This is a genomic window from Actinocorallia aurantiaca, assembly GCF_039533685.1.
Classification (GTDB): domain Bacteria; phylum Actinomycetota; class Actinomycetes; order Streptosporangiales; family Streptosporangiaceae; genus Actinocorallia; species Actinocorallia aurantiaca.
Genome location: NZ_BAAATZ010000021.1, coordinates 223,241 through 245,564, shown reverse-complemented (window position 1 = coordinate 245,564; position 22,324 = coordinate 223,241). Strand labels below are relative to the sequence as shown.

The window sequence follows — 22,324 nt, the reverse complement described above, 5'->3', positions numbered from 1 at the left end:
TGGCCCGTGCCGACATCAGTCCCAGATGGTGACGGTGGAGCCCTGGGGGACGCGCTGGCCGTTGTCGGGGTCCTGGTCGACGATCCGGCCGGTGTTCAGTTTGTGCTGCACGTTGGCCTGGAGGCCGTGCTCCTGCAGGTGCTTGACGGCGTCGTCGATGGTGCGGCCGAAGACCAGGGGCACCTTGACGTTGCCGTGCTCGTCGGGGCCCTTGTCGCAGAACGGGTTGATGGCCGAGAGGAAGCAGTCGTCCTTCTTGTTGACGCCCAGGGTGACGGCGTCGCCCGGCTTGAGCAGGGTGCCCGCCGGGGGGTTCTGCCACACGACGACGTTGTCCTCCTTGGCGGGGTCCTTCACCGCCTCCTCGTTGACGGGCAGGTTGCCGTTCAACTGGCCCTTGAGATTCTCGAGCTGGGCGTAGGCGTCGTCCTTGTTCTTGCCGGACAGGTCGGGCATCGCCAGGCCGCTGCTGATGAGCAGGACGAGCGACTCGTCCCGGGCCAGCTGGGTGCCGGCCTTGGGGTTGGTGCCCAGGGCCGTGCCCTCGGCGGCCGCCCCCGGCTTCTTCTCCTCGGTCAGCGACACGAACTCCTTGAGCGTCTCGCGGGCCTGCTCGGCACTCTGCCCAGTCACGTCCGGGATCTTGCGGGGGGTGAGGCCCTTGGAGAGTGACAGCGTGACCGGCTCGCCGGGCTGGACCTTGCTGCCCACCCCGGGGTCGACCTTGGCGACGGTGCCTTTACGGGCGGTCTCGGAGTACTCCCGGGTGTCGGAGATCGTGTAGGCGATGCCGTCGGCCCGCAGTTTGGCCACGGCGTCGGCCTGGCTGATCCCGATGATCTTCGGCACGTGGTCGTACTTGCCGGAGACCTGGTACCAGGTCGCCCAGCCGATCACCATGGACGCGATGACGCCCAGGGTCACCAGCACGAACTTCCCGGTGAGGAAGTGCAGGATCCGGTCGAACAGCATGACCTGTTCCTGCGGCGGGCCGTCGGGCGTCATGCCGAGCGGCATCACGGTCGTGTGGCCGCCGGGCATCACGGCCGTGTGGTTGCCCGGCATGACGGTGGTGTGGTTGCCCGGGGGGCCGCCGGGCGGCATGCCCTGAGGCAGCGAACCGCCGGGAAGCGAACCGCCGGGCAGGGAGCCGCCAGATCCCGCCATTCCCGGCACGGAGAGCACGGAGGTGGCGTTCTCGGGCGGGGCCGCGGCCGCCGGGGCGGACGGGATCTCCACGGAGGGGTTCGTCAGCAGCGCGTAGAAGTGGTCGGCGTCGGCCGGGCGGCCCGCCGGGTCCTTGCTCGTCGCCGAGATCACCAGCGCGTCGATGCGCGGGGGGATGCCGGGCACCAGCTGGGAGGGCAGCGGGATCTGCTCGTTGACGTGCCGCCAGGCCACCGCGAGCGGGGTGTCGCCGACGTGCGGCTGGCGCCCGGTGAGCAGCTCGAACAGCAGGATGCCCGCCGAGTACACGTCGGTGCGGGTGTCGGACTGGCCGGTGATCACCTGCTCGGGCGCCATGTAGGCGACCGTGCCGATGATCATTCCGGTCTTGGTCTGCTTGCTGTCGGTCTCGGCGCGGGCCAGGCCGAAGTCGGCGACCTTGACCTGGCCGTCGTTGCTCAGCAGCACGTTCTCGGGCTTGATGTCGCGGTGGATCAGGCCGCCCCGGTGCGCGGCGCCCAGGGCCGCCAGGATCGGGGCCATGATGTCCAGGGCGTCGCCGACGGGCAGCCGGCCGCGCTCGTCCAGCAGGTCGCGCAGGGTGCGGCCGGGCAGGTACTCCATGGTGAGGTACGTGTGCGCGCCGTCGGTGCCCTGGTCGTAGACCGCCACCACGTTCGGGTGGGAGAGGGCGGCCGCGGACTTGGCCTCGCCCATGAACCGGCGGACGAACTGCTCGTCCTGCGCCAGGTGGGGATGCATCACCTTGAGGGCGATGGTGCGGTTCAGTCTGAGGTCCCGGCCCACGTAGACGGTGGCCATGCCGCCGCGGGCGACCTTCGACTCCACGCGGTAGCGCTCGTCGAGTACCTGCCCGACGAGAGGGTCTACGGCTGTCGCGTCCACCCGGGCAGTCTAAGGGCGAAACGGACTACTCCCCATCGCTCTGCGGGACTACCTTGCGGCCGTTTCAAACCGTGATCTTCCACCGGAAAGGCTCACGGGCCGGTCACCGCAGATCAGGCCGGGTCAGGCGTCCGTCCCGGCCAGGCCCTCGAAGGGGGAGGACGCCCGCGCCAGGCGCCGCCGAGGGATGCGCCCGGCCAGCCGCGCCGCGCGTCCCCCCTCGACCGCCCGGCGCATCGCGGTCGCCATCAGCGAGGGGCGGTGGGCGCGGGTGACGGCGGTGGCGAGCAGGACGGCGTCGCAGCCCAGCTCCATCGCCAGCGCCGCGTCGCTGGCCGTGCCGATGCCGGCGTCCAGGACCACCGGCACGCCCGCCCGCTCCACGATCAGCTCGATGTTGTGGGGGTTGCGCACGCCCAGGCCCGAGCCGATGGGCGCGCCGAGCGGCATGACGGCCGCGCAGCCCGCCTGCTCCAGCCGCTGGGCCAGCACCGGGTCGTCGTTGGTGTAAGGCAGGACGACGAAGCCCTCGGCGACCAGGCGCTCGGCGGCGTCCAGCAGCTCGACGGGGTCGGGCAGCAGGGTGTGCTCGTCGGCGACGACCTCCAGCTTCACCCACTCGGTGCCCAGCGCCTCGCGGGCCAGCCGGGCGGTGAGGACCGCCTCGCCCGAGGTGAAGCAGCCCGCGGTGTTGGGCAGCACGCCGATGCCGTGCCGCTCCAGCAGCTCCAGCACCGAGCCCTGCGCCGAGGGGTCGACCCGGCGCATGGCGACCGTGGTCAGCTCGGTGCCGGAGGCGACCAGGGCCTCCTCCAGGACGTGCATGCTGGGCGCTCCGCCCGTGCCCATGATGAGCCGGGACCCGAACTCGCGCCCCGCGATGACCAGGGGGTCGGCGACGTCGGTCTTGTTCACTTCTTCAGCCTCCCTGGACCGCGGTGAGGATCTCCACCCGGTCGGCGTCCTCGACGGGGGTGGCGGCCCAGTCGGCGCGCGGGACCACCTCTTCGTTCAACGCCACCGCGACGCCCCGTCCGGCGTCGGTGACCCGTGCCACGACCGCCGCGACGGTCGAGCCGTCGGGGAGGTCCTGTGCCTGTCCGTTGATCGTCACTCTCATCTGTCATCTCCGGGGGAAGCGGCCTCTGCGGGCGCGAAGCGGCCGGGGCCGAACGGCCGGACGGCCTCGGGGGGCTCCCGTCCGTCCAGCAGGTCCGCGATCGCGTCGGCGGTGAGGGGGGTGAGCAGGATTCCGTTGCGGAAGTGCCCGGTGGCCGCCAGCAGGCCCTCGGGGCCGGCCGGGCCGAGGATCGGCGCGTTGTCGGGGGATCCGGGCCGGAAGGAGGCCTTGACCTCCTTGAACTCCAGCTCGGTGATGCCGGGGAAGAGCGTGCGGGCGTCGCGCAGCAGCTCCCACAGGCCGCCCGCGGTGACCCGGGAGTCGAAGCCGAGCTCCTCCTGGGTCGCCCCGACGACCAGCTCGCCGTCGGGGCGCGGCACGAGGTACATCGAGAAGCCTCGGACCAGGCCCCGGGTGGCCCGGGTGAGGAAGGGGTACGGGCTGTGCAGCCGCAGGATCTGGCCCTTCACCGGCCGGACGGGCAGGTCCGCCAGCTCCCGGGACCAGCTCCCGGCCGCCAGGACGACGCGCTCGGCGGCCAGGACCTCGCCGCTCTCGAGCCGCACTCCGCGCACCCGGCCGCCCTCGACGACGAGCTCGCGGGCCCGCTCGCGGACGATGGGGAGGCCCTCGCAGGCCGCGAGCAGGGCGCGCAGCAGCTTTCGGGGGTCGACGGAGCCGTCGTCGGGGGCGAGGATGCCGCCCCGCACGGACGGCGCGAGCATGGGTTCGAGCCGGCGGCACTCCCGGCCGGTGAGGAGCTCGGTGCGCAGCCCCAGCGAAGCCTGGAAGTCGTGCTGGTCCCGGAGGAAGGCCAGATCGTCGCCGTCGTAGGCGACGGACAGGTTGCCCTCGCGCCGGTAGCCGATGTCGATCCCGGTGAGGTCGGCCAGCTCCGCCGCGAACTCCGGGTAGCGGTCGCGGGAGTCGAGGCCGAGCCTGAGGTGGTCCTCCTCGCCGTACTGCAGTTCGCCGACGGGGGTCAGCATCCCGGCGGCCACGTGGCTGGCGCCGCCTCCGGGTTCGGGGTCCACCAGGGTGACCGGCAGCCCGCGCTGGGACGCCCGCCAGGCGACGGCCAGGCCGATCGCCCCGGCGCCGATGACCACGATCAAGGGTCGCTCCCTTCGCCGGCATGATCCGGATCAGGTTCTGGCGGTCGGGAGACTCGCTCCCCTCTCAGCCCGTACCGGGCTCCCGCGCTCCGTACGGGGCCAGCGTATGCCCTGAGCAGTACTGATCGGATATCCGGGCATCCTGTGCCCGGCGGTGACGAACCGGAAGTTAGGGTGTCCTGCCAGGGAGAACCGGGATCTCGGAGGATCAGAATGGAACGCGTCATCGTGGTCGGCGGTGGCCTGGCGGGTGTGCGCGCCGTGGAGGCGCTGCGGGCCAAGGGCTACGCCGGAAGGCTCACGCTGGTCGGCGAGGAGCCGCACCGGCCCTACGACCGGCCGCCGCTGTCGAAGGCCGTCCTGGTGGGAGAGCGCGAGGACACCACGGTCGACGCCTCCTGGGACTCGCTGGACTGCGAGCTGCTGCTCGGGCACCGGGCGACCGGGCTGCGCGTGGAGGACCGCGTCCTGGAGACCACCGCGGGCGACCTGCCCTACGACGGGCTGGTGATCGCCACCGGCGCCGAGACCATCCGGCTGCCGGGACCCGGCCACCAGCACGTGATCAGGACCATCGACGACTCGCTGGCACTGCGGGAGAAGCTGGTCCCCGGGGCCCGCGTGGTGATCGTCGGCGCGGGCTGGATCGGCGCGGAGGTCGCCACGACGGCGGCGAAGCTGGGCTGCGAGGTCACCGTGCTGGAGGCCGCGCCCGCCCCGCTGGCCAACGCCCTCGGCCCGGAGCTGGGCGCGCTGACCGCCCCCTGGTACGCCGAGGCCGGGGTCCGGCTGCGCTGCGGGGTCAAGGTCGCCTCGATCGAGGAGGGCGGCGTCGCGCTGGTGGACGGCGAGTTCCTGCCGGCCGAGGCGGTCGTCGTCGGCATCGGGGTGCGGCCCTCGCTGGGCTGGGTGAGCGGCCTGGAGGTCGAGAACGGCCTGGTGGTGGACGCCTCGCTGCGCACCGCCCGCCCGGAGATCGTCGCGGTCGGCGACTGCGCGGCCTGGTGGTCGAACAGGTACGGGCGCCGGCTGCGGGTGGAGCACTGGGACGCGGCGCTGAACGCCCCTGACGTCGCGGTGGCGTCGCTGCTGGGCGAGGAGGCCGTCTACGACGATCCGCCGTACTTCTGGTCCGAGCAGTTCGGGCGCATGGTGCAGTACGTGGGCCACCACCCGGGCGCCGAGCGGATGGTCTTCCGGGGAGACCCGGCCGCCGACCGGTCCTGGGCCGTCTTCTGGCTCGACGGGGACCTCCTGCGGGCCGTCCTGACCGTGGCCACGCCCCGCGACCTGATGCAGGCCCGCAGGCTCCTGGCGGCGGGCACCCCGGTGGACGCGGAGAAGCTCGCGGACCCCTCGGTTCCCGTCCGGAACGCCGTTCTGGCTGTTTCGTAGTCCCCGGGAGATGGTAAACACGGAAACGTGACGAAGACGCACGTTGACATCGATCCGGAACTCGACTCCCTAGTGGGCGAATGGTTCACTTTCGCTGAAGCGGGAGAAGCCGCGGGACTGCCCGCGAGCAGGGTGAAGCAGTGGGTGAAGGAGGGCAAGCTGCTGGCCGTCTACCGCCGGTCCGGAGGGGGCCCGCAGGTTCCCGCGGCCTTCTTGGCCGACGGGCAGGTGATCAAGGGGCTGCCCGGCACCCTGACCCTGCTGTCGGACGCCAATTTCGACGACGCGGCCGCGCTGCGCTGGCTGTTCACCGCCGACGACACGCTGCCCGGCACCCCGGTCCAGGCGCTCCGCGAGAACCGGGGCACCGAGATCCGACGCCGGGCCCAGGCCCTGGCCTTCTGATGTCGCTGCTGACGAGCGACCGGGCGGTGGCGCTGCGCCGCCGCCTGGCCGACTCCCGCCTCTACCTGTGCACGGACTCCCGGTCCGGGCGCGGGGACCTGCCGGAGTTCCTGGACGCCGTCCTGGCCGGCGGGGTGGACATCGTCCAGCTCCGGGAGAAGGGGCTGGAGGCGCGGCGCGAGATCGAGCTTCTGGGCGTGTTCCGGGAGGCCTGCGAGCGGCACGGGGCGCTGCTGGCGGTAAACGACCGGGCGGACGTGGCGTTCGCGGTGAAGGCCGACGTGCTGCATCTGGGCCAGGGGGACCTCCCGGTCGGGGTGGCGCGGCACATCGTCGGCGAGGACATCCTCATCGGCCGCTCCACCCATTCGGTGGAGCAGGCCGCCGCGGCCGCCGAGGAGCCGGGCGTGGACTACTTCGCGGTGGGTCCGGTGTGGCCCACGGCGACCAAGCCGGGCCGTCCGGCGGCGGGCCTGGAGCCGGTCTCCTCCGCGGTGGGGGCCACCCGGCCCTGGTTCGCCATCGGCGGGATCGACGCGGGCAACCTCGACCAGGTGCTGGCCGCCGGGGCGAGCCGGGTGGTGGTGGTCAGAGCCCTGACCGAGGCGCCCGACCCGGGGAAGGCAGCGCGGGAGCTCGCAGACCGGCTGCGATAATGGGGGGATGAAACCCAAGCCATCCGATGAGGAGCGCCGTCCGGGGCGTCCGGCCCCGGACCGGCCGCTGCTGCCCGACCAAACGTCCGACGAGCAGGATTCGGGCTGGGGGGACTGGCGGGAGGACTCGGGCAACGACGACAGGCTGCGCGAGGACGTGCCTCCGCACTGGTGATCCCCCTCTGTCCGGGGCCCTCGGACGGGAGAAGCGCGAAACTCCTGTAAGGGTGGGCGGAATGATGATATTCATGCATTTCGCCTTATCTCCTCTGTCCGGAGCCCGAGCAGGTGCAGACCAAGCATGACGCCCCCCTACGTCCCGGCGACCCACGCCGGGTGGGCGGCTACACCCTGACCGGACGTCTCGGCGAAGGCGGCCAGGGCGTGGTGTACCTCGCCCGCGACCGCGAGGGCGCCGTGGTCACGGTGAAACTGCTCAAGGGCGGCTCGTCGGCCGGACCCAGGGCCAGGGGCCGCTTCACCAAGGAGGCCGCCGCCGCCCGCCGGATCCAGGCGCCCCAGGTCGCCCGCATCCTCGACGCCCGCGTCACCGGGGACCGCCCCTACATCGTCAGCGAGTTCGTCCGGGGCCGCACCCTCCAGGAGGCCGTGGCCTCCGACGGCCCGCTGCGCGGCGCCGAACTGCGCAAGGTGGCGCTGCGCACCGCCGTCGCGCTCACCGCGATCCACAAGGCCGAGGTCGTGCACCGGGACTTCAAGCCCGGCAACGTGGTGCTCGGGCCGCGCGGCGCCAAAGTGATCGACTTCGGGGTGGCCCGGCTGCTGGACGGCGACACCCCGGTCACCTCCCACCCCGTCGGCACCCCCGCCTACATGTCCCCCGAGCAGATCGAGGACCTGCCGGTGGGGCCGAAGTCCGACGTCTTCTCCTGGGGCGCGACCATGGTCTACGCGGCCACCGGGCGGGCGCCCTTCGGCGGCGGCACCAACGCCGCCATCATGCGCCGCATCACCGACCGGGAACCCGACCTGGGCGCGCTGCGCGGCAGCCTGCGCGGCCTGGTGGCGCGCTGCCTGGACAAGGAGCCCGAGGCGCGCCCGACCGCCGCGGAGATCGCCCGCTTCCTGCGGGCGGAGGCCGTGCCCCCGGCGGGCAAGGCGCGCAGGAAGGTGCCCCGCTACCGGTCGAACATGATCATCGCCCTGGGCGTGGTGATGGTCCTCGGCTTCGCCGTGGGACTGCTCCTCGGCTGACCGCACGGGCCGCCGGGATCACGGCCGCTGGTGCGTCATGACGGTCAGGGTCGCGGTGCTGCCGTCGGGGGAGAAGCGGATGGACGGCCGGCTGCCGTCGAGGACGAACCCCTCGCTGGAGTAGAACGCGAGGGAGTCCTCGTCCGTCGACCGGACGTTCAGCCAGACCTGCCGGGCCGCGTGCCGGCCGTAGGCGCGGGCGATCAGCTCGCGCAGGAACATGCGGGCGATCCCGTCGCCCCGCCACTGGTGGGACAGGACGATCCGGTTCAGCTCGATCCCGGGGGAGCCGATCCCGGACAGGACCGCGAATCCCACGATGCCGCCCCGGGTCTCCCCGACGAGGTGCTCCTGCGTGGGCTCCTCGAAGACCTGCTGGTGCCAGGCGCGCCCGGACCCGCTCCAGGCGGCGCTGTCGGCGGCCTCCCGGTGCTCCTCCAGGGAGACCGCCACGGACAGTTCGGATCTGTTCGTCGGCCTGATAGTGAACACCATTCAGATTTAGCACATGGAAGCGAGTTCCGCAGGGAGAGTCACCATCGGCCAGTGCCCCGTGGGCAGCTCCCGGAAGGTCCACTCCGGCCCCTCCAGCTCCGCGAAGGCCGGCGCCGTCCCGATCATGGAGCGGACGGCGGCCAGGGGGATGGTGCAGCAGATCATCGTCTTGGGCGTCGCCGCGCGCTCACTCGGCCTGACCAGGGGCTGGGTGGCCGCGCCGAACGGCTCGGGAGTGGCGTGCGCGAGGACGTGCCGGCGCTGCTCCTCGGTGAAGCCGGCGTCCGCGAAGTCCGGAACCGGGATGGTGAACCCGTCGCCCACCGCGGCCCGGACGGCGGCCTGCTCCTCCGGCTCCTGGAAGTCGATCTGCGCCATGCCGGACGGGAGAGGCGCGGTGTCGACGTAGACGACCCTGGCCAGCCGCTCCGGTATGCGGTCGGCCACCGCGGTGACCGGCAGGGACGCGCCGCTGTGGCCGACGAGCACGACGTCCCGCCGGTCGCCGATGACGTCCAGGATGTCCTGGGCGTGGGTGTCCACGTCCACCTTGGGGGAGGCCTCGGCGGCACGCTCGGCCAGGCCGGTGAGGGTGACGGGGAGGACCTCGTGGCCCTGCGAGCGCAGGACGTCCGCGACCTCGTCCCACACCCAGGCGCCGAGCCAGAAACCGGGAACCAGCACGTAAGTCGCCATTTTCGGCACCTCTCGTTGATCTGTCGTTCGGATGCCTGAAGGCTAGAATGATTACCGGACAGAACCTGTCCGGTAAGGAGATGTGCCCCTTGTCACACCCGACCACGCGGGTGCTCGCCATGCTGGAACTGCTCCAGGCCCACCACCGGCTGGGCGGGGCCGAACTGGCCGAACGGCTCGGCGTCGACGAGAGGACCGTCCGGCGGTACGCCCGGCGGCTCGACGACCTCGGTATCCCGGTCGTCGCGGAACGCGGCAGGTACGGCGGCTACCGGCTGATGCCCGGCTACAAGCTGCCCCCGCTGATGCTCACCGACGACGAGGCCACGGCCGCCGTCCTGGGACTGCTCGCCGCGCGGCGCCTCGGCCTGGCCGCGACGGCGGCGGAAGCGGCGCTGGCCAAGGTGCGGAGGGTGCTTCCCGCCGCGCTGGGGGAGAGAGTGGAGGCACTGCGGGAGACCCTCGGGTTCACCCTCGCCGAACGGCAGGCCGTCATCCCGGACTCCGACAAGGTGCTCGGCCTGGCAGCCGCCGTACGGGCACGGCGGCGCGTGACGCTGCGGTACCGCTCCCACCAGGGCGCGGAGTCCGAACGGGAACTCGACGCCTACGGCCTCGTCTTCCACTCCGGACGCTGGTACGTGACGGGCCACGACCACCACTCGTCCGAGACGCGCACGTTCCGCGTGGACAGGGTGCTCACCATGACCCCCGGAACGGCGACCTACGAGATCCCCTCCGACGCCGACCCCGTCCAGCACGTCACGCGCTCACTCGCGAACGTGCCCTACGCGCACCGGGTCGAGGTGGTCGTGCACACGCCCCTCGAAGAGCTCAGAAAACGCATCCCGCCGTCGGTGGGAACCCTCTCCGAGACCTCCGACGGGACGCTCCTGAGCACCCGCGCGGATTCCCTGGACGGCATGGCCGCGATGCTGGCCGGCCTCGGCGGGCGGTTCACCGTCCGGGAGCCCCCGGAACTCGACGACGCCGTGCGGAGGCTGGCGGCGACGCTGCTGGAGAGCGTCAAAGCCAGCCGGACAGGGGATTGGAGCTCAGGAGGGACAGCATGTTCTTCATCCGGTTGACCCGGCGCTCCGGCTCGCGCTCGGTCCAGCCCGCAGAACGCAGCCTCTTCAACGCCTTGCGCAGGGTGCGCTTCATCTGGCGGGAACCGCTGCCGGAGCCCATCCGGCCCGCCGCCAGGACGAGGTCGGGGTGGGGGTCGGGCTCCGCCAGGAGCGTCAGGAGGCGGTCGAGGGCCGCGGAGTCGCCGGTCGCGCCGACACGGGCGAGCGCAGGCGAGCAGACCTCCGGCTCGGGCGCGTACATCAGCCGGGCCATCAGGGCGTTGACCCTCTCCGGCTCGTAGGACCACCGCCACAGCACGTCGGCCGTGACGGCGCGGACCCGGAGGGCGGGGTGCTCCGCCAATCGGCACAGGGTCTCCGTCAGCCGCGCGGGGGAGACGGGATTGTGCCCCTCCCAGTCGTCGATCGCGGAGATGAGGTGGACGACGGACGGGCCGACCTCCGGATCGGGGTGGTCGATCAGCCGGAGGAACTCCTCCAGCGCCCGTTCGCTCAGGCGGGCGTCGCCGATGTCGTCGAGGACCCCCGCGGCGGTGACGACCACCTCGGGATGGGGGTGGCGGAGGAGGGCGAAGAGCTCGGGAGCCGCCTCGACGGACGCGACGAACCCGTACACCTCCAACAGGCGCAGCAGGACGCCCGGCTCGTCCCGCCAGCGGGGCATCATGGCGCGCAGGCCCGGCTCGTCGCCGGGACCGGGACGTTCCGCCTCCAGGGCGGAGAGCGCCGCCTCGACCTGCTGCGGGTCTTCGCTCTGCCAGGCGAAGATCAGCGCGGGCGAAGGCTGCTGCGGGTAAGGGCTCTTCGACGGCGTGGGGAAGGCGTCCACGGCTCACCTTTTCTCTCATGATCCGGTGGCGGGGGAACGACTCGTAAGACACGCGGCCTTCGGGAAAGGTTCCCGTGCCGCCCGGAAAAGAGACGGACGGCACGGGAGGAGGATCAGCGCACGGGCTTCTTGTAGACCGCGACGGCGCAGGCGCTGCCGAGGCCGATGTTGTGCTGGAGCGCGACACTGGCGCCCTCGACCTGGCGGGCGTCGGCCTGGCCGCGCAGCTGCCAGGTCAGCTCGGCGCACTGGGCGATGCCGGTGGCGCCCAGCGGGTGGCCCTTGGAGATCAGGCCGCCCGACGGGTTGACGACCCACTTGCCGCCGTAGGTGGTGGCCTGCGCGTCGATCAGCTTGTGGCCCTCGCCGACCTCGGCCATGCCCAGCGCCTCGTAGGTGATGAGCTCGTTGGCGCTGAAGCAGTCGTGCAGCTCGATCACGTCGACGTCGTCGATGGACACCTCGGCCTCGTCCATCGCGCGCTTGGCGGCCCGCTCGGAGCAGCCGTAACCGACGATGTTGATGGAGGAGTTGCCCTCGAAGCTGTCGGGGGTGTCGGTGGAGATGTACTGGCCGGCGATCTCGATCGCCTGGTCCCACAGGTCGTGCTCGTCCACGAACCGCTCACTGACCACGAGCGCGGCGGCCGCGCCGTCGGAGGTCGGGGAGCACTGCAGCTTCGTCAGCGGGTCGAAGATCATCGGCGCGTTCCGCACCTCGTCCAGGGTGTACTCGTCCTGGAACTGGGCGTACGGGTTGTTGACGGAGTGCTTGTGGTTCTTCCACCCGATCCACGCGAAGTGCTCGGCCGTGGAGCCGTACTTCTCCATGTGCTCGCGCCCGGCGTTGCCGAACATCTGCGGCATCGGCGCCGCCGCCTCCCAGCCGCGCCCCGCGACCATGGAGTTGAGGTGGTGGTCGATGATGGTGACCTTCGAGCCCTCCATGCCCCCGCCGAGCGAGCCCTTCTGCATCTTCTCCATGCCGAGGGCCAGCGTGCAGTCGGCCAGGCCGCCCCGGATGGCGTTGCGCGCCAGGTACAGCGCGGACGAACCCGTCGCACAGGCGTTGGCGACCGTCATCACCGGAATGCCCGTCATGCCGGTCTCGTAGAGGGCGCGCTGTCCCATCGACCCGAACATCGACCCGGCATAGGCCTGCTCGACCTTCTCGTAGGCGACGCCGGCGTCCGCCAGCGCCTTGCCCACGGCCTCCTTCGCCATGTCCGGGTACTCCCAGTCCCGCGACCCCGGCTTCTCGAACTTGGTCATCCCGACCCCGACCACGAACACCCGACCGGCCATCGCCCGTCCTCCTCGACAGAACCGAAACTGATTCGGTGCGAGCATAGGCGGGTAAGGCAGCGCTTGCTTGGGCACGTCCCGGAGTACGGGATTTCGATAGCCTGGCCCCACCATGGAGATCCCCCGGCAGATCGGCCCGTACCGTCCGCTGGACCACCTCGGCTCCGGCGGAATGGGCGAGGTCTACCTGGCCCGGGCCCCCAACGGATCCCTGCTCGCGGTCAAGACCATCCGCGCCGACCTGATCACCCGCCCCGACCTGCGCGTCCGGCTCCGGCGCGAGGCCGAGGCGATGTCCCGGGTGAGCGGCGAACACCTCGCCGAACTCGTCGCCTACGACCTGGACGCCGAACTGCCCTACCTGGCCACCCGGTACGTCCAGGGGCGGTCGCTACGGGACCTTGTGGCGGAGGAGGGGCCGTTGCCTCGGGCCGCACTATGGCGACTCGCGAACGGGCTCGCACGGGCGCTTGCCGGCGTCCACGGGGCGGGGTACCTGCACCGGGACCTCAAACCCGCCAACGTCATGGTCGTGGACGGCTCACCCGTCGTGATCGACTTCGGCATCAGCCACGCCCTGGACGAGACGCGCTTGTCCAGACACGGCCGCGCCAGTGGGACTCCCGCGTACATGGCGCCGGAACTCATCGCGGAGGGGCGTGCTGAGCCTGCGGGGGATGTGTACTCATGGGCGGCTACCGTCGCCTACGCCGCCACCGGCCAGGACGCCCACTGGTCCGCCCTCGGGCCTGTGGCCCTCGCCAAGGCGCTTTTCTCCACGGAGGAGCTCTCTCCGGATTTCCGGGAGATTCTGGACGCGGCTTTCGCTTCTGATCCCCGGGACCGGCCCAGTGCCGGGGAACTCGTGGAACGTCTTGCCCGGCTGGCTCCTGTTACTGGTGCGGATCTGCACTTGGACCATCCGTATGAGGCGGGGGCCACCACTGTCACGCTCACTTTGCCGGGAGGTCGTCAGGTCTCCCTCGACCTTCCGCCCGATGTACAGCCAGGCATTACGCTCCGCTTCCCATGGCAGGGCAGCCTAGGGCGCAACGGAGGACCCCCGGGAACCCTTTACCTGCATCTCGAATTCCATACCCATTCTCAGAGCTCTCCTGTTGTTCCGAAGGGTGTTTCGCTCGAGACGATTTCTAAAAATTCTCGTAGGTCTTTTACTTTGGTGATGGGCGCAGCTGTACTGGTATGTGTACTAGCAGGATTTTTTGCTTTCGGAGGATGGCGTTCTGAAAAGAAGATGTTGGAGGGAAAGCCTGAGGCGTATTCCTCTAAGGGAAGTCGGTCTTCGAAGGTCTATCTGGATCTTCCTTACGCCTGCTCTGTACTGAAGGAGGATCTCGTTCGGAATCTCCTCCCAGAATTCGGCTCTCCACGGGTTTCCTCAAGGTCTCTTGATCAGGAGAGGGTATGTCAGGTCACAGAGAAGGCGCGTGAATCCATACGCGAACTGCGGGTCGAGTTTATACTCGTGACTGCTTCCAGTCCTGAGCAACTTGCTCAACGCGGAGTGGGTCTCTTCCGTGAACTTCAGCAGTTTGCGCGGGACGATCCTTACGCTCAGGCCATCCAGGAAGACTTCCCTCTCGGGGACATGGCTTTTTCCTATGTCTGGGGGGAAGGGGAATCGAACGTAATCTTCGTAACTTCCCTGATAGGTAATGTTGTGGTACGTGCCGAATTTCGGGAAGGGGGAAGAAAGCTTTCTCCTATTGAGAAGTCGGCTGCTCTCGAGAATGTCAAGAAACTGGCGAGAAGCGTCGTCGAAAAACTCCCCGAACAAGTCGTTGAGGCTCGGCCGACTTCCTAGGAGACGGGATTCGATTGACTTTGGAACTTCAGACGCGGCGGGCGGTGGCGGCGACGGTTAGGTCGGTGAGAGCCGCGCGGGCCTCGTCGGTGATGGGAGCCTCGCCGAGGGCCTTGTAAGCCTGGGAGGCGAAGTCTTCGATGAGAGACTCGCAGCCCTCCAAGGCGCCGGTCTCGGTGAGGATGGCGCGCAGTTCCTCCACGCCCTCGAGGTCGAGCTCGGGGTCGCCGAGGCGCCTGTTGAGGATCTCACGCTGGGCCTCTGAGCCGTGCTGGTGGGCGAGTGCGATCAGCACGGTGCGCTTACCTTCGCGCAGGTCGTCTCCGGCGGGCTTTCCGGTCTCAGCCGGGTCGCCGAAGACACCCAGAACGTCGTCACGGAGCTGGAAGGCCGCGCCGAGGGGCAGGCCGTAAGCCGAGAGGGCATCTAGATCCGTCTGGGAGGCGCCGGCCATGGCGGCGCCCAGGTGCAGCGGACGCTCGATCGTGTACTTGGCGCTCTTGTACTTGACGACCCGCAGCGCGGATTCGACGTTGCCGGTGCCACGGGCCTGCTCGAGCATGTCGAGGTACTGGCCGCACATGACCTCACTGCGCATGACGTCGTAGATCGGGCGTCCGGCGGCCAGGACGTCCTGGGAGAGGCCGCTGGTGTCGAACATCTCACCGCACCAGGACAGGACCAGGTCGCCGAGCAGGATCGCCGCGCCGGTGCCGAACGCCTCGGCGCCGCCGGGCCAACCCTCGGTGCGGTGCATGGCCTCGAACCGGCGGTGGACCGAGGGCAGACCGCGCCGGGTGTCGCTGCCGTCCATGACGTCGTCGTGGATCAGCGCGCTTGCCTGGAGGAGCTCCAGGGAGGCGGCGGCCGCCAGGATCTCAGGGCCGTCCGCTCCGCCCGCCGCGCGCCAGCCCCAGTAGCAGAAGGCGGGACGCAGGCGCTTGCCCCCGGACAGCAGGGCGTCCAGGGCCCCGAGCATGGGGGAGAGGTCCTCGGTGATCGCGAGCAGAACGGGACGCTGGCGATCAACGAAGGCGTAAAGGGCCTCATCGACCTCTTTGCGGACACGGCTCGAAGTCATGCGGGCCAGCCTAATGGGGGGCGATCGATTTCTGTACCTTTGGGCGTTCTGTTGTTTCTCTGCTCCCGCTCATCTTCTGTCTAGCGCAGGATCGGTAATCTTCTCCCATGACCTCCGCACGCCCCTCCATCCGTGAGCTCCTCGCCCAGGGCGAGAAGTCCTTCTCCTTCGAGTTCTTCCCGCCGAAGACGGAGCAGGGGGCGATCAACCTGTGGCGCAGCATCCGCGAGCTGGAGGCGCTGAAGCCCACCTTCGTCTCTGTGACCTACGGGGCGGGTGGATCGACCCGTGACACCACCGTGGGGATCGTGGAGAGGATCGCCACCGACACGACCCTCACCCCTGTGGCGCACTTCACAGCGGTGGACCACTCGGTGGCCGAGCTGCGGCAGCTGATCGGGCGATTCGCCTCGGTCGGCGTGACCAACCTGCTGGCCCTGCGGGGCGACCCGCCCGGCAACCCCATGGGGGACTGGGTCCGCCACCCGGAGGGCCTCGAGTACGCCGAGGAGCTGGTGCGGTTGATCAGGGCCTGCGGCGACTTCTGCGTGGGCGTCGCGGCCTTCCCGTACAAGCACCCGCGTTCTCCGGACATCGAGACCGACACCCGCCGGTTCGTGGAGAAGTGCCGGGCGGGGGCGGACTACGCGATCACCCAGATGTTCTTCAAGGCCGAGGACTACTTCCGGCTGCGGGACCGGGTGTCGGCGCAGGGCTGCGACATCCCGATCCTGCCGGGGATCATGCCTGTGACTCAGCTCAGCACGATCGAGCGGTCCGAGCAGCTGTCGGGTGCGCCCTTCCCGCCGGAACTGGCCGAGCGGTTCCATGCCGTTGCGGACGATCCCGAGGCGCTACGACAGCTGGGAATCGAGCACTGCGCAGAGCTCTGCCAAGAGCTTCTGGACGCCGGCGTGCCCGGCATCCACTTCATCACCATGAACCGGTCGACCGCGACACGTGAGGTCTTCGGGCTGCTCAACACGAAAGCGACGACGATCTAGAGGACGGCCTACGTCCGGGAATCCTCGGTGAGGGGCACCCGGGCGAGCGGCAGCGGCGCGCCCATCACCGCGTACGGGGGACCGCCGCCGGGGAATTCGAAAGAGCTGAGCAGGTCGACGAACCCCACGGACCGGTAGAGCCGGTGGGCGGGGGTCTCGGGCTGCCGGTCCAGGGTCGAGAGCACGACGGTGCTCTCGGGCCGGTCGGTGCACAGGGTGGTCAGCAGTTTTCGCCCGAGTCCCATGCCCTGGTAGTCGGGGTGAACGTGGAGCTCGGCCACCTCATAGGCGTCACCCAGCCAGAGGTCGGCGTGCGCACGGCCGCCCCTGGCGTACAGCTCCGATTCCACGACGTCGTGCCACCACTGCCCGGCCGAGCCGTGGAAGCCGTAGATGAAGCCGACGGGAGCGCTGCCGAGGGTTCGTCGGCGCTCCACGACGAAGGCCCGGAAACGGGGGTGGTCCGCATGCCGCTGCATGATCGCCTGACGTCCAGGGAGCTGGCTCCTCGGCGGGTTCATCGCGGCGACGTACACCTCGAGCAGGGCGCTGAGCATTCGCCGGAAGGTCCTGGCGTCGATCTCTCGCAGGGTGGGCTCTCTCACCTATCCGAGCCTAGGCCCGAACACTCGCCCTCGGTCAACCGGTGGGCAGACTCCGTTCGGTGCTGGTCAGCTTTTCGTAGATGCCCCACAAGATGCTGTCAGCCGCTTTCCTTATGTCCTTCTGGCTCTTCAATAGACCGTCACCCCAGGTTCGGGCCTCAGGACCGAGCCAGGCGTCCGTCGCGTTGAAGGTCCGCACTGCTGGGTTGAGTGCCTCTCGCATCTGATCGATGCTCCCATAGGCCGCGCTATACCGTTGAAACAGCTCACGATAGGCAGGGTTAGGCACGTTCCCCGGTGGCACGGTCGCCGGAGTATAGGGCGGGGGGACGCTGTCGGGGGGAGGGGGAGCGGCGGGCATGCCCATGGTCAGCTCACTCTCGCTGCGGTGGTGAGTCTCGTGGCGTCGTCCAACCGCGGGGCCAGCGGGGTGGACTGGAGGACCTGAAGGACCTCGGCCCGGTTGCCGAGCTTGTCGGCCTCGCCGAGCATCGCCGCGACCCACCGGGAGTCCATCTGGAACTGGTTGTCGGCGGTGGCGATCGACTGCGTGATCGCCTTCAGCTTGGCCTTGTCGCCTTCCGCCGCGTCGATGAGCCGGGCGACGCCTTCGGGCCCGAGCCGCTCGTAGTAGGCGGCCGTGTATTCGGGGTCCTTCGCGTGCTCGGCGAGGTTCTTCCACACCCCGGTGGTGACCGGGGAGCCGCCGCCCAGGGCGGTATTGGTGGCGTAGGCGTCGGTGACGGCGACCTTGACGGCCTCGTCGGTGCTGCCGAAGCTGCCCAGGTCCGATCCGGTTCCGGGAGGCACGGCCGGTGTGGCCGGGACGTCGTTCCCGGTGGGCTGGTCGGCGTCGTTGCCGTCGTTGACAGGCTGAGTGACATTGCCGTTGTCGCCCACTGGAGGATTCTGAGGCGGCTTGTCGTCGCCGTTCTCTCCGGTCTGCCCTGGCTGAGAGGGAGTGGGGTTGTTCCCGAGTGTCGTCGCCCCGGTGGATCCGGCGAGCCCGGCGTCGGTGTTGTCCGGCGTGCTCGGCGTGACCTCGCGTCCCAGTTCGGGAGCCGTAGGCGCGTTGACGTCGGGATCCTCCCGCAGGGCGAGGGCGAGATTGCGCCGCCGTGTCAGCATTCCGAGCTGATCGGTGATCCACTGCTGGACGGCCCGCGCCTGCTGGTACCCGGCGGCGGACACCCCGGCCGGCGCGGGATTGGCGCGCAGCCACTGCTCGACGTCCCCGGCGGCCCGCTGCAGTTGCTGGACCACCTGCCCGAGTGCCGCGGGGTCGATCCCCCGGAAGTTGGGGTCACGGCTGGCCGGACCTGACCGCATGCTCATCGGCGCTCTCCGTTCCCGGCTACCTCTCGTGATTTTTGTGTATCACAGGTCTTCCGGATACGTCTGCCATGTCCATCGGTCGTATGAGATTTACAGAAAGGAAAAGGCCGAAGAGCGCCCGATCGCGTCGGACGTCCCCGGCCTCCGGTCAGGAAAGCGCCTGTCCCAGCGAATCCTCGTCCCGCGCCACGTAGGCCCGCCCGTCGTCCGTGATGACGATCGGCCGCTGGATGAGCGAGGGGTGCGCGGCGAGCGTCTCCAGCCATCGCTTCCGGTCGTGCTCGGCGTCCCGCAGCCCCAGCTCCTTGGCGACGGGCTCGTTCATCCGCGTGATGTCCCACGGCTCGAGCCCCAGCTTTCCGAGCACCTCTTCCAGCTCGGCGACGCTCGGCGCGTCCTCCAGATACCGCCGCTCGCTGAACTCCAGCCCGGCCTCCTCCAGCGCCGCCTTCGCGGCCCGGCTCTTGGAACACCTCGAGTTATGCCAGATCTCCATGTCTCCGACTCTAGACCCGGCCCCGCTCTCGCCCGAGCCCGTCCTGCTCGAGCGGCGCCCCGGTCGTCCAGGTGGCCGCGCGGTTCCTGCGGTGTCCACGGTTTGCGGGCGTTCAGGCTGAACAGGCGGCCCGAGGTTAGTGTGGGATGTGACGGAGATTCACGAGAGCGGGACGGTGAGCACCCGCCCGTGCGGCTGCGGCGCCTGCGGCAACGCCGAGACGTACGTGATCACGGGATGGCGGCGGCACCGGCGATGGGGTCGAGACGGTCGAGGCGCGACAGCGGGCCGAGAAGGCCGCACCGGCACCGAGCTGACCGGGTCCGCGGTCCGGGTTCAGCGCGCCGGGCCGGTCCGCGATGAGCCCCCGCGAGGAAGGAGCCGATGATGGACGGTCCCCCGCCCCGCCGTTGGACGCTGGCGGACCTGGAACTGATCCGGCTGGAGGTCGCCATGGACGACCGCCTGGGCCACCTGACGGCCACGCTCACCCCCGAGGAGGCGGCCGCATGGGAGGAGCGCGCCCGCCACCGCACTCCCGATCAGCTGCCCGTGCCCGACTGCGACCTGGCCCCCTCGGAGAGCGTGCCCGCGATGGCGGAGCAGATCCTCGCGGAGCTGACGGATGATGAGAGGACGCTGCGGGCCCTGGCCGGCTCCCGCTACCAGGGCACCCTGCTGCACGTCGCCGAGAACCCCGCCACACCGCTCGCGGTGCTGCTCGGCCTGGCCCGCCACACCTGCGCCACGGTCGTGCGGGCGGCCACCGGGCACCCGCGCCTGCGAGCCGATCACCTGGAGGACCTCTACCGCACCGGCGGCGTTCAGATCCGGGTCGGCGTGCTGAGCCGGATCGACGTGCCCCGCCACCTGGTCGAGAAGGGCGCGAGCGATGCGGCGCACGACGTGCGGTGCGCCGCAGCCGGTCATCCCCGTCTCGCACCCGCCCTGCTGGAGGCGCTCGCCGACGACCCGGCACAGGCGGTCCGTCTCGCCGCCGCCCGCAATCCCGCGGCCTCCTCCGGGCTGCTGGCCCGCCTGGCCGCCGACCCCGACCGCGACGTCCGTCAGAGCGTCGCCCTGCATCCGGCCACCGACACCACCACCGCGCGTGTCCTGGCCGCCGATCCCTCCTCGTGCGTGCGGCTTGCTCTGGCCCGGGGCCCGGCGCTGCTGTGCGAGCCCGCGCTGGCCGGCCTGCTGTCCGCCGATGAGGATGAGCACGTCCGTGAAGAGCTGGCCGCGAACCCCGCCTGCCCCGCCGAAGTCCTGGTGCGGCTCGGCCGCCGCGGGCAGCCCGTCACCGTCCGCCGGGCCGTCGCCGCCAACCCCGCCTGCCCGGCCGACGTCCGGACCCGCCTGGCCGCCGACCCCTCTCCTTACGTGCGCCGCGCCGCGCGCTGCTGAAGGGAGGTCAAAACTGACCGAAAGGGGCCCTGCCAAGTCGCGCGAATGCTCGCGGCTCTCGAACCGGGGCGACGAAGTGCCCCGCCGCGACGACCACACCGGAACCCGGCTCAAGTGATCTCGAGACGCGGACCACGTCCAGGGTTCTGGTCTCAGTGGCAGACCCGCCGTCGGTTCACACCCACACGCTCGGCCGCTTCCCGCGTCGGCCGTCACCCTGGTGGGCGTGGAACGTCGAGAGTTCGTTATCGGTCCGCGGAGTGATCCGGGGCGTGTACGGCTTCAGTCGCCGGTGTCCCGTTTCCGGAGTTGGCTGTAGCCGGCGATGAACGCCGTGATGTCGTGGCCGACGACCTCGGCGAAGCCGCGCTCGCCGTACTCGCCGGAGGCCCAGTGCCGGGTGCCGGTCTCCAGGAGCGTCTGGACGACGCGTGCGAGGTGCAGGACGTCGAGGTCGGCGGGGATTCTGCCGTCGGCCTGGGCGTGCTCCAGCAGGCCGAGGAAGAGGAACCTGGTCGCGTGGTGCTCGTCGGAGGGGTGTTCCGCCAGTGCTCGCTGTTCTGCCCGGTACCCCTCCAAAGTGGTGTGGATGAGAAGTTCCGGGGGATTGCGGCGCATCGTCTGCTCCAGGGTGGCCAGCACCTTGAAGATCACGTCCGGCAGGTCGTAGGGCTCGGCGACCAGTTCGCGCCACTTGTGCCGCGCGTCCCTGGTGGACAGGAAGCCGGCCTCCAGAAGGGCGTCCTCCTTGCGCGGGAAGTAGAAGTAGAACAGCGCTTTGGAGACCCCCGCGGCCCGGCAGATGTCGGCGACCGTGGTGTCGGGGAATCCCTTGGTCCGCCACAACGCGGTCGCCGCCTGGAGGAGCGCGTGTTTGGTCTCGCGGGAACGGGCCTGCGCCAGGCTGGCCCTTCGCTGACCCTGGTCAGCGGGTGTCCTGCTTCGGCTCGCCGCTCTTTCGCCTGCCATGGTCGTACATGTTAACGAACGCGGGATGCCGAGAATGTTGACCGCGGTCAGAAACTGAGCTTAGGCTCCCGGCAACGCCCAGGAACGGCAGGACGTCCGCAGGGGACCTGTCGTGGTGGCCCGGCCCTTCGCCAGGAGGCATCGTGGAACCCGCATCCGACCGTCCCTTCCGCGTCGTGCAGTGGACGACGGGCAACGTCGCGCGCCAGGCGCTCGCGGCCGTCGTGGAGCGCTCCGACCTGGAACTCGTCGGCGTGTACGCCTACAGCGAGGAGAAGGTGGGCCGGGACGCCGGTGAGCTCGCCGGGCTCGGCCGCACGCTCGGCGTCGTCGCCACCGACGACATCGAGGCGATCATCGCCCTCGCGCCGGACTGCGTCCTGTACATGTCGTTGCATCCCGACGTGGAGCACCTGGAGCGGCTGCTGCGGGCGGGCGTCAACGTCCTGACCACCGCTTCGTTCCTCACCGGACGCGCCTACGGCGAGACGGCGAGGGCGGCGCTGGAGGCGGCCGCCCTGGCGGGGAACGCGAGCCTGTTCGGCAGCGGCGTGAATCCGGGTTACGCCGACCAGCTGGCCGCGGTCGCCTCGGCGGTCTGCCGCGAAGTCGACCACGTCAAGGTGTTCGAGTCGTTCGACATCGGCATGTGGGCGGGAGACGCGAACCAGGACGGGCTGGGCTGGGGCCGTCCGGCCGGTGACCCCGGGCACGCCAAGGACGTCGAGAAGGCGACCGCCCCCTTCGGCGACGCCGTCGAGGCCCTCGCCGACCTGCTGGGGGCCGTGGTCGACGACGTCCGCTGCGAGGTCGGTTTCGCCCACGCGACCAAGGACCTCGACCTCCCCGGACGCCCGGTCGGCAGCGGAACCGTCGCCGGGCTGGACATCAGGTGGATCGGCGCCCGCGACGGCGCGGACATCGTCGAGGCGCACGTCCGCTGGACCGTCACCTCCGAGCTCGACCCCGTGTGGGAGGTCGCCATGGCCTACCTGATCGAGGTGCGCGGCCACCCGCAGGTCAACCTCCGCGTCGAGGTCCTCCCGCAGGACATGACCTCGATGAGCCTGGAGGACATGCTCGCCATCGGCTCGGTCATCACCGCCATGCCCGTCGTCAACGCCATCCCCGCCGTGGTCGCCGCGCGTCCGGGCATCGTCACCTACGCCGACCTGCCCACCCAGACCTCCCGCCTCTGACCGGAGCCC

The 22,324-nt window shown here is 70.4% G+C and carries 23 protein-coding genes and 1 riboswitch; of the genes, 10 read left to right on the top strand and 13 right to left on the bottom strand.

What is annotated here, in order from left to right:
* Positions 1-15 precede the first annotated feature (15 nt).
* From ABD327_RS25390 to thiO, 4 genes are all read right to left on the bottom strand, one after another.
* Entirely contained in the window at positions 16-2,073 is a 2,058-nt protein-coding gene (locus ABD327_RS25390; RefSeq protein WP_344453422.1) for a protein kinase domain-containing protein, read from the bottom strand.
* A 123-nt stretch (positions 2,074-2,196) separates the two neighbouring features.
* A complete protein-coding gene (locus ABD327_RS25385) occupies positions 2,197-2,988 on the bottom strand; it encodes a thiazole synthase (RefSeq protein WP_344453420.1) in 792 nt (263 codons plus the stop codon).
* A 4-nt stretch (positions 2,989-2,992) separates the two neighbouring features.
* The gene (thiS, locus tag ABD327_RS25380) at positions 2,993-3,193 is read right to left on the bottom strand and encodes a sulfur carrier protein ThiS (protein ID WP_344453418.1); all 201 of its coding nucleotides are present in this window, start codon (positions 3,191-3,193) and stop codon (positions 2,993-2,995) included.
* Positions 3,190-4,302: a glycine oxidase ThiO gene (gene thiO, locus ABD327_RS25375; RefSeq protein ID WP_344453559.1), complete on the bottom strand. Its 1,113-nt coding sequence runs from the start codon at positions 4,300-4,302 to the stop codon at positions 3,190-3,192. The genes thiS and thiO overlap by 4 nt, the downstream gene beginning before the upstream one ends.
* A riboswitch (TPP riboswitch) is annotated at positions 4,299-4,404 on the bottom strand. (Overlaps the previous gene by 4 nt.)
* A 117-nt stretch (positions 4,405-4,521) precedes the next feature.
* Here thiO and ABD327_RS25370 point away from each other — a divergent pair.
* The 5 genes from ABD327_RS25370 to ABD327_RS25350 all read left to right on the top strand — a co-directional run bounded on the left by ABD327_RS25370 (position 4,522) and on the right by ABD327_RS25350 (position 7,979).
* Entirely contained in the window at positions 4,522-5,703 is a 1,182-nt protein-coding gene (locus ABD327_RS25370) for an NAD(P)/FAD-dependent oxidoreductase (protein ID WP_344453416.1), read from the top strand.
* A 27-nt stretch (positions 5,704-5,730) separates the two neighbouring features.
* A complete protein-coding gene (locus ABD327_RS25365; protein WP_344453414.1) occupies positions 5,731-6,108 on the top strand; it encodes an Rv2175c family DNA-binding protein in 378 nt (125 codons plus the stop codon).
* Positions 6,108-6,764, top strand: a complete 657-nt coding sequence (gene thiE, locus ABD327_RS25360) for a thiamine phosphate synthase (RefSeq protein WP_344453412.1) — start codon at positions 6,108-6,110, stop codon at positions 6,762-6,764. Before ABD327_RS25365 ends, thiE begins: the two co-directional genes overlap by 1 nt.
* A gap of 7 nt (positions 6,765-6,771) precedes the next feature.
* Complete coding sequence (locus ABD327_RS25355) at positions 6,772-6,939, top strand: hypothetical protein (RefSeq protein WP_344453410.1); 168 nt, start codon at positions 6,772-6,774, stop codon at positions 6,937-6,939.
* Between the two features lie 113 nt (positions 6,940-7,052).
* Positions 7,053-7,979 (top strand): serine/threonine-protein kinase, encoded by a 927-nt coding sequence (locus ABD327_RS25350; protein ID WP_344453408.1) that lies wholly within the window; start codon positions 7,053-7,055, stop codon positions 7,977-7,979.
* An 18-nt stretch (positions 7,980-7,997) separates the two neighbouring features.
* Here the strand turns inward: ABD327_RS25350 and ABD327_RS25345 are convergent, their stop codons facing one another.
* Together ABD327_RS25345 and ABD327_RS25340 are read right to left on the bottom strand one after the other, a co-directional pair.
* Positions 7,998-8,471, bottom strand: coding sequence for a GNAT family N-acetyltransferase (locus ABD327_RS25345; protein WP_344453406.1), 474 nt, complete (start codon positions 8,469-8,471; stop codon positions 7,998-8,000).
* A gap of 9 nt (positions 8,472-8,480) precedes the next feature.
* Positions 8,481-9,170: an alpha/beta fold hydrolase gene (locus tag ABD327_RS25340; protein WP_344453404.1), complete on the bottom strand. Its 690-nt coding sequence runs from the start codon at positions 9,168-9,170 to the stop codon at positions 8,481-8,483.
* An 89-nt stretch (positions 9,171-9,259) separates the two neighbouring features.
* Here ABD327_RS25340 and ABD327_RS25335 point away from each other — a divergent pair, with 89 nt between their 5' ends.
* A complete protein-coding gene (locus tag ABD327_RS25335) occupies positions 9,260-10,258 on the top strand; it encodes a helix-turn-helix transcriptional regulator (protein WP_344453402.1) in 999 nt (332 codons plus the stop codon).
* Here the strand turns inward: ABD327_RS25335 and ABD327_RS25330 are convergent.
* Together ABD327_RS25330 and ABD327_RS25325 are read right to left on the bottom strand one after the other, a co-directional pair.
* A complete protein-coding gene (locus ABD327_RS25330; RefSeq protein WP_344453400.1) occupies positions 10,197-11,090 on the bottom strand; it encodes a HEAT repeat domain-containing protein in 894 nt (297 codons plus the stop codon). The two genes, ABD327_RS25335 and ABD327_RS25330, sit on opposite strands and share 62 nt — an antisense overlap.
* Before the next feature lie 113 nt (positions 11,091-11,203).
* On the bottom strand, positions 11,204-12,394 hold the full coding sequence (locus ABD327_RS25325) for a lipid-transfer protein (protein ID WP_344453398.1): 1,191 nt from the start codon (positions 12,392-12,394) through the stop codon (positions 11,204-11,206).
* Between the two features lie 112 nt (positions 12,395-12,506).
* Between ABD327_RS25325 and ABD327_RS25320 the strand changes: the two genes are divergently transcribed.
* On the top strand, positions 12,507-14,219 hold the full coding sequence (locus ABD327_RS25320) for a protein kinase domain-containing protein (protein WP_344453396.1): 1,713 nt from the start codon (positions 12,507-12,509) through the stop codon (positions 14,217-14,219).
* Between the two features lie 28 nt (positions 14,220-14,247).
* On the opposite strand, the gene ABD327_RS25315 is transcribed toward ABD327_RS25320, so the two are convergent.
* Positions 14,248-15,300 carry a polyprenyl synthetase family protein gene (locus ABD327_RS25315; RefSeq protein WP_344453394.1) on the bottom strand — a complete coding sequence of 351 codons (1,053 nt, stop codon included), beginning with the start codon at positions 15,298-15,300 and terminating at the stop codon, positions 14,248-14,250.
* Positions 15,301-15,407: 107 nt separating this feature from the next.
* Here ABD327_RS25315 and metF point away from each other — a divergent pair, with 107 nt between their 5' ends.
* The gene (metF, locus tag ABD327_RS25310) at positions 15,408-16,304 is read left to right on the top strand and encodes a methylenetetrahydrofolate reductase [NAD(P)H] (protein ID WP_344453392.1); all 897 of its coding nucleotides are present in this window, start codon (positions 15,408-15,410) and stop codon (positions 16,302-16,304) included.
* An 8-nt stretch (positions 16,305-16,312) separates the two neighbouring features.
* Here the strand turns inward: metF and ABD327_RS25305 are convergent, their stop codons facing one another.
* From ABD327_RS25305 to ABD327_RS25295, 3 genes are all read right to left on the bottom strand, one after another.
* The gene (locus ABD327_RS25305) at positions 16,313-16,909 is read right to left on the bottom strand and encodes a GNAT family N-acetyltransferase (protein WP_344453390.1); all 597 of its coding nucleotides are present in this window, start codon (positions 16,907-16,909) and stop codon (positions 16,313-16,315) included.
* A 369-nt stretch (positions 16,910-17,278) separates the two neighbouring features.
* Positions 17,279-18,244 (bottom strand): hypothetical protein, encoded by a 966-nt coding sequence (locus ABD327_RS25300; protein WP_344453388.1) that lies wholly within the window; start codon positions 18,242-18,244, stop codon positions 17,279-17,281.
* 148 nt (positions 18,245-18,392) lie between these two features.
* On the bottom strand, positions 18,393-18,740 hold the full coding sequence (locus ABD327_RS25295) for an arsenate reductase family protein (protein WP_344453386.1): 348 nt from the start codon (positions 18,738-18,740) through the stop codon (positions 18,393-18,395).
* Positions 18,741-19,127: 387 nt separating this feature from the next.
* Between ABD327_RS25295 and ABD327_RS25290 the strand changes: the two genes are divergently transcribed.
* Positions 19,128-20,147 carry a hypothetical protein gene (locus tag ABD327_RS25290; RefSeq protein WP_344453384.1) on the top strand — a complete coding sequence of 340 codons (1,020 nt, stop codon included), beginning with the start codon at positions 19,128-19,130 and terminating at the stop codon, positions 20,145-20,147.
* Between the two features lie 282 nt (positions 20,148-20,429).
* On the opposite strand, the gene ABD327_RS25285 is transcribed toward ABD327_RS25290, so the two are convergent.
* The gene (locus ABD327_RS25285; RefSeq protein ID WP_344453382.1) at positions 20,430-21,116 is read right to left on the bottom strand and encodes a TetR/AcrR family transcriptional regulator; all 687 of its coding nucleotides are present in this window, start codon (positions 21,114-21,116) and stop codon (positions 20,430-20,432) included.
* A 143-nt stretch (positions 21,117-21,259) separates the two neighbouring features.
* Between ABD327_RS25285 and ABD327_RS25280 the strand changes: the two genes are divergently transcribed.
* Entirely contained in the window at positions 21,260-22,315 is a 1,056-nt protein-coding gene (locus tag ABD327_RS25280; protein WP_344453380.1) for an NAD(P)H-dependent amine dehydrogenase family protein, read from the top strand.
* Positions 22,316-22,324: the final 9 nt, after the last annotated feature.